The following is a 1,742-nucleotide window of genomic DNA, read 5'->3' as shown; positions in this document are numbered from 1 at the left end:
GGGGTGTGATTTAAGCCGGGAAACCCTCTAAGTGAAAGGGACTGAGGGTTTGTGCTTTTAGTGACTGACGGGCAAGGGGAAGATCACCCATGTGGTCGACAACCCACTCAAATAGATCAGGGAATTCATAGCTAAATAAGCGCTGAGCGGCCGTCGTCCCATCCGGCCGCTTGAGATGAAAATTGTGAATGATGGTGAGCACCTTCAAGGTCTGGGGAGAGAACCCTCGTCCAGCATGATGGAGACGGGTGAGATAACCGTTACGCCCTTCGACAGCTGAGGAGGTGCGCTGGTAATTATTGGCCATCCAACGAGCCCATTCAATCCAGGTTTGGCGTTCATCCGCCGACATCGACAGGGTCAGGGCGTGAGCCACCAGTTGGTTAGCGGCCTCGTTAGCGGCTTGTTGGTACCGTGCTTTCAACTCACGTTGATGCGTTTTATCGGTTTGCTGTAGCCAGTAGACCCAGGGCAATAGGCTACCCAGCACCCAATTTTGAACATCAATGGACGGGGTTTGAGCGGCCAGGGATTGAGTGGCCCATTGCCACCAGGCATGTAGCCCTCGAACCATATCTGGGAGCTGCTTTTCAAAGCCATCAATGGCTTGAGCGGCTTTCTGGCCACCATAGGTTTGCCCCAAGTCACGAAGCGGCGCTAAGGCGCTCTGGAGCGCTATCGTGATATCGCTAAAGGTCTGGGGTTCTTGAGTCTCGAGATTAAACGGATGCAGGTTCAGGGTAATGGCTGCCATCGCCTGATGGTAGCGCTGTTGGTCTTGGCCTAAGGTGTCTTGTTGAGTCGATAGGTCGGCCAAGGCTTGCTCTAACTCAAGCCGCCTGGCGTCACGGGTGGTGGCGTCCCGTTGCGCGGTTAAGGTCTTGAGCTGTTTGGCTAAGCGCGCCTGCTGACGACCGATAGCGCTGCCAATGGGTTGGCCTAAGGACCGCAGGGCATGGAACAAGTCAGCGACACTCACACAACCGAGCCCATCGGTGGCTAACTTAATCAGGGCTTTGGCTCGGTCACTGACCATAAAATGGCACTGCCATCCGGCTTGGCTCCACCAGTGCTGAATCTGCGCCTTCCAGGTCTCGTAGCTACGGTCCTCGCATTGCACCTCCGTGAACAAATAACCACTGGTGAGCTCCGCTAAGACCAGGACTGGCAAGCCAAAGAATACTTCATCTCCACCGACGCAAATCCCTTGTCCCTCATGGGGTTGACAATGATCCCCTTGGGCCACTTCGTAGGCTTCTAGGGTCGCCTTGATCTGCTGTTTCATCTGGGCCAATGCACTCGGAGAGCACCCGACATGACGGCCTAAGCGCAGCGCTTTCAAAAACTGAGATAACTCTCCCACACCAATGCCATGTTTGATGCCAAAGAAGAATATGCTGCCGACCACCAAACGCTTTAGCCAGGCACTACCTGCTTCGGTTTCCCACCATGCTGACTCGGGGTACTGGTTGCGGCGCTCAATGGCCTGTTGATGACGGTGGACACTGCTTTTCGATATCCCTATCGCCGAGGCAATCGCCTGTATCCCTTGGGCTGGGTTCTCTTGGATGGCCTGGAAAACTTTTTTCCCACGTTCGCGTATAGTTGGACTCATCGTTCCCTGACTGTAAGTTGCAAGGGTACGATACAGGGCTCTGGGCTTTGCCGCAGAGCTTTTCTTTACAAGTATCTATTGATACACGACAATTAACCCCTTAACGTCCCGCCTTGTGGAGTGCTCC

The 1,742-nt window shown here is 54.4% G+C and carries 1 protein-coding gene; it reads right to left on the bottom strand.

The genetic code is table 11. The annotated features are described in order from the left end of the window. Nucleotides 1-10: 10 nt before the first annotated feature. Nucleotides 11-1,615: a DUF6399 domain-containing protein gene (locus tag E1H13_RS26435; protein ID WP_169617942.1), complete on the bottom strand. Its 1,605-nt coding sequence runs from the start codon at nt 1,613-1,615 to the stop codon at nt 11-13. Nucleotides 1,616-1,742: the final 127 nt, after the last annotated feature.

Origin of the sequence: Nodosilinea sp. P-1105 (genome assembly GCF_012911975.1) — a bacterium.
Taxonomy (GTDB): Bacteria; Cyanobacteriota; Cyanobacteriia; order Phormidesmidales; family Phormidesmidaceae; genus Nodosilinea.
Note: the sequence above shows the minus strand (reverse complement) of the source record. Positions and strands in the feature narration are given on the sequence as shown.